The sequence below is a fragment of the Saccharothrix lopnurensis genome, assembly GCF_042658445.1.
GTDB lineage: Bacteria > Actinomycetota > Actinomycetes > Mycobacteriales > Pseudonocardiaceae > Actinosynnema > Actinosynnema lopnurensis.
Genome location: NZ_JBHSQO010000091.1, coordinates 1 through 4,168, shown reverse-complemented (window position 1 = coordinate 4,168; position 4,168 = coordinate 1). Strand labels below are relative to the sequence as shown.

Genomic DNA, 4,168 nt, shown 5'->3' with positions numbered 1-4,168 from the left:
CCGCGGTGGTCGGTCCTCTGTCGACGGCGCGGCGGGGGGTCCGCGGCGCGGCGGGCACCGCGCGGCGCGGCCGGCAGAGCGCAGCGGGGCTCGCGGGGCGGCGGGCGGGGCGCGCCGGTCAAGGGGCGGCAGTCGAGCGGGAAGCAGCCCAGCGGGGCGGCCCAGCGGGGCGGCCCAGCGGGGCGGCAGCCCGAAGTCGTGCCGCCGGTGGCGGCGGCGGGCCCGGCGCGTCCGGTCGGCCATCCCCCCGCCTGCGCCTATCATCCCGTGGATGACCACCTACGACCCCGACGCGTTCGAGCACCTGGACACCTCGGCCCTCCCGCCGCGCCAGCAGCGGATCCTGGCCGTGATCCGGGACTGGGTGGTCCGGCACGGTTACCCGCCCAGCACCCGGGAGCTGGGCGAGGCGGTCGGTCTCCGCTCCTCGTCCTCGGTGTCGAAGCACCTGGCGAGCCTGGAGGACAAGGGCTTCCTGCGGCGCAGCTCCTCGATGGCCCGGCCGATCGACGTGCGCCTGTTCCTCCAGCCCGCCGCCCACCGGCCCACCAGCGGCTCGGTCGCGGTGCCCGTGGTCGGCGACATCGCGGCGGGTGTGCCCATCACCGCCGAGGAGCACCTCGACGACGTCCTGGAGCTGCCCCGCGAGCTGACCGGGCGCGGCACCGTGTTCGGGCTGCGCGTGCGCGGCGACTCGATGGTGGACGCGGCGATCTGCGACGGCGACATCGTCGTGGTGCGCCAGCAGCAGGAGGCGCACCCGGGCCAGATCGTCGCCGCGATGATCGACGACGAGGCGACGGTGAAGGTCTACCAGCGCCGCAACGGCCACGTGCGCCTGGAGCCGCGCAACCCGGCCCACGCGGTGATCGACGGCGACCGGGCCGTGGTGCTGGGTGTCGTGGTCTCGGTGCTGCGCAGCGTCTGAGCCCCGGCCGGGAGGGCCCCGCTCAGGAGGTCGCGTCGAAGGCGTAGCCCATGCCGCTCGCGGTGCGGATGCGCGCCGCGCCGACCTTGCGGCGCAGCGCCCGCACGTAGACGTCCACGATGTTGGAGCCCGGGTCGAAGTCGTAGCCCCACACGTGCGACAGGATCTGCTCGCGGGAGAGCACCTGGCCGCGGTGGCGCGGGAACAGCTCCGGCAGCGCGAACTCCCGCGCGGTCAGGTCGACCGCCGTGCCGTCCACGTCGGCGCGCCGGGTGCGCAGGTCCAGCGACACGGTCCCGGCGTCCAGCACGGTGGGCTCGGTGATGGGCCCGGTGCGGCGCAGCCGCAGCCGCAGCCCGACCCGGGCCGGCAGCTCCTCGAACCGGAACGGCTTGGTCATGTAGTCGTCCGCGCCGCCCTCCAGGCCGGCGACGGTGGCGCGGACCGGGTCCTGCGCGGTCAGGATGATCACCGGGGTGGTGTTGCGGCGCTCGCGCAGCGTGCCCAGCACCGAGAACCCGTCGCGGACGAGCAGGCCCAGGTCCAGCACGAGCAGGTCGAAGCGGTCGCCGAGGGCGTGCCGGAGGGCGCTCTCGCCGTCCCCGACGACGGTGGTGGTGAACCCGTTCGCGATGAGTCCTTTTTGGACGAACGAGGCGATGCGGGTCTCGTCCTCGGCGATCAGGGTGCGGGTCACGGGGTGCCTCCGGTCCGGGTGGGGATCCCGATCGCGAAACGGGCGCCGGCGCCCGGCGTGGACGTCAGGCGGACCAGGCCGTGGTGGGCCTCGGCGATGGCGCGCACGATGGCGAGCCCGAGGCCCGCGCCGGCGCGGTGGCCGGCGGCCCCGCCGGTGGAGCCGCGGCCGAACCGCTCGAAGATCGCCCCGGCGTCCTCGGGCCGCACGCCCGGCCCCCGGTCCGCGACCCAGAACGACGCGACGCCGTCGCGCACCGCCGAGCCGATCAGGACCTCCGAGCCGGCCTCGGTGTGCTGCACGGCGTTCTGGGCGAGCTGGACCACGGCCTGGGTGACGCGCTGCTCGTCCAGGCGCACCTCGCCCTCGCCGATGGCCTCCAGCCGCCAGTGCCGGTCCCCGATCGCGCGGACCTTGGCGTAGAGGTCGCTGGTCAGCTCGGCCACGTCCGCCGGGGCGGGTGTGATGAAGTCCGGCTGCTCGGCCTTGGCCAGCAGCAGGAGGTCGCCGACGACGCGGTTCATCCGGTCCAGCTCGTCGGCGCACAGCCGGACCGCCTCGGCGCGCTCGGCCGGGTCGTCGCCCATCAGCTCCAGGTGGCCGGAGACGATGGTGATGGGGGTGCGCAGCTCGTGGCCCGCGTCGTCGAGGAACCGGCGCTGGGTGGCGAAGGCGTGCTCCAGGCGGTCGAGCATGGCGTTGAACTGCTCCGCGAGGGCGGCGAGGGCGTCGCGGGACCAGTCGAGCCGGTCCCGGCGGTCGGCGCGCGAGGTGAACAGCAGCAGCACCACCTCGGCGGCCAGGTGGCAGGAGACGACGGCGAGCGGCAGGCCCAGCAGCAGCCAGCGCAGGAACCCGATGCCCTCGCCGGCGGCGTCGCGCAGCAGCTGGTCGGCGATCAGGTGCGCGCCCGCGCCGATCAGCGTGGACACCGCCGAGAGCAGCACGACGGTCGGGAACAGCACGGCCGTCCCCGCGCACCACGCGCGGCCGGCCGCCCAGGGCGCGGGCCAGGGCCTCGAACACCGGCAGCGCGAGGGCGGCGCGCCCCGACGTGGCGGGCACCGCCAACGACGAAACGACCAGGGCCACCACGACCAGGTGGGCCAGCTGCCGAACGGTGCGGGCCCGGCCGAGCAGCGCCACCGCGAACCGCCCCACCAGCCCCGACCGGGTCAGCCCGGCGGCCAGCACGAACGCCGCGATGAGCAGCCACACCAGGTCCGCGCCGAGCGTGGCGAACAGGTCGGCGGGCGCCACCACCCCGGTCACGGCCAGCGCGCACACCGCGGTCAGGGCGATCCAGGTGTCGTCGAGCGGGGTCGACACCCAGGCGCCGACGGCCGCGGTGAACACCGCGAGCACCACCGCGCCGGGCGTGCCCAGCCCGTCGGCGAGCAGCCCGGCCCCGAGCACGGCCGCCGACGCGGCCGCGAGGCCCCACAGCCGGGGCGGCGGCCTGCGCGGTCGCGGTCGCGGCAGCGGGACGGTCGCCGGCTCCGGTCGCGTCGTGTAGCTGAAGGCGTCCACGGTGACCAGCGTGTGGCCCGCGGCTGAGCGGCCGGTGAACGTCCGATGAGGACGCCTTCACCCGGCGGGGTCCACGTGCGACGGGTCTACATGCGACTGAGGATCATGCCGTTCCACCACAGGTCGAGCTTGTCCAGGGTGTCGTCGGTCGCGCCGGGGGCGGTGGCCAGGTCGCCGGTGACGGTGGTGCGCGAGTCGGTCCACCACAGGTGCCCGGTGCCGCCGTCGAGGTAGCAGGTGGTGAAGTCGCCGTCGAGGGCGCCGGACGGGTCGCGCCAGTACTCGGCGTAGTGCACGGGGTGGGTCTTGGGCCGGCAGCCGCCCTGGGAGTCGTCGCGCGGGATGCCGCGGCCGGTGACGAGGGACAGGAAGTGCGCGTCCTGGGCGGCGCGGGTGGTGAAGAGGCGGAAGTGCGCGCGGGCGGGTGGGGCGAACCTCGGGTTGGTCTCGTTCGCCGCGGTGCAGACGACCGCGGCGGTGACGCCCTCGGCGTCGGCTGGTGCGGTGGCGCAGGAGGGATGGTCGCGGTAGACGCCGGGCAGGGCGGCCAGGAGGGTCCGCTCCGCGGGGGTCGGGGTGGGTGCCGCGGTGGTGGTCGGGAGGGTGAGCTTGACCTTGGTGGTGGTGCTGGTGGTGGCCGTGGGGGTCGGGGTGGGGCCCGGGTCGCCGGCGAGCACGTCGGAGGCGTGGTCGAGCACCAGGTAGGTGGCGAGGGCGAGCACGACCACCACCGCGGCCACCGCGCCGAGCACGGCCCGGCGGTTCCCGGGCGGTGGCGCGGGTGGTCCCACCGGGAACCGGGGCGTGGGCGGCGGGGTGCCGTTGTCGGGGTTGGCCGCGGTGGTGGGGACGCGGGCCGGTGGCGTGCCGGGCGTCGAGCCCGGGTGTGGCGCGGCGGGCGTCGAACCCGGGTGCGGCGGCGTGCCGGGCGTCGAGCCCTGGCGTGGCGTGGCCCGGGACGCGGCCGGGTGTGGCGTGCCGTGGGACGTGGCCGGGCGCGGTGGCGCGGCGGG

General features: G+C 76.3%; 3 protein-coding genes and 2 pseudogenes. 1 reads left to right on the top strand and 4 read right to left on the bottom strand.

Annotated features, from left to right (window positions below; all coding sequences use genetic code 11):
- Positions 1-271: 271 nt before the first annotated feature.
- Positions 272-928 carry a transcriptional repressor LexA gene (gene lexA, locus ACFP3R_RS37400; protein WP_380643755.1) on the top strand — a complete coding sequence of 219 codons (657 nt, stop codon included), beginning with the start codon at positions 272-274 and terminating at the stop codon, positions 926-928.
- Positions 929-950: 22 nt separating this feature from the next.
- On the opposite strand, the gene ACFP3R_RS37395 is transcribed toward lexA, so the two are convergent.
- The 4 genes and pseudogenes from ACFP3R_RS37395 to ACFP3R_RS37380 form a co-directional block, all read right to left on the bottom strand.
- Complete coding sequence (locus ACFP3R_RS37395; RefSeq protein WP_380643757.1) at positions 951-1,625, bottom strand: response regulator transcription factor; 675 nt, start codon at positions 1,623-1,625, stop codon at positions 951-953.
- Positions 1,622-2,590, bottom strand: coding sequence for a sensor histidine kinase (locus tag ACFP3R_RS37390; protein WP_380643753.1), 969 nt, complete (start codon positions 2,588-2,590; stop codon positions 1,622-1,624). The genes ACFP3R_RS37395 and ACFP3R_RS37390 overlap by 4 nt, the downstream gene beginning before the upstream one ends.
- A 79-nt stretch (positions 2,591-2,669) precedes the next feature.
- Positions 2,670-3,041 (bottom strand): annotated as a pseudogene (locus ACFP3R_RS37385) (SLC13 family permease); the annotation flags it as partial.
- 200 nt (positions 3,042-3,241) lie between these two features.
- Positions 3,242-4,168: pseudogene (locus ACFP3R_RS37380) on the bottom strand (hypothetical protein); the annotation flags it as partial.

Coding starts and splice junctions, on each gene's coding strand:
- lexA (WP_380643755.1), top strand. CDS start 272: ATGACCACCTACGACCCCGACGCGTTCGAGCACCTGGACACCTCGGCC.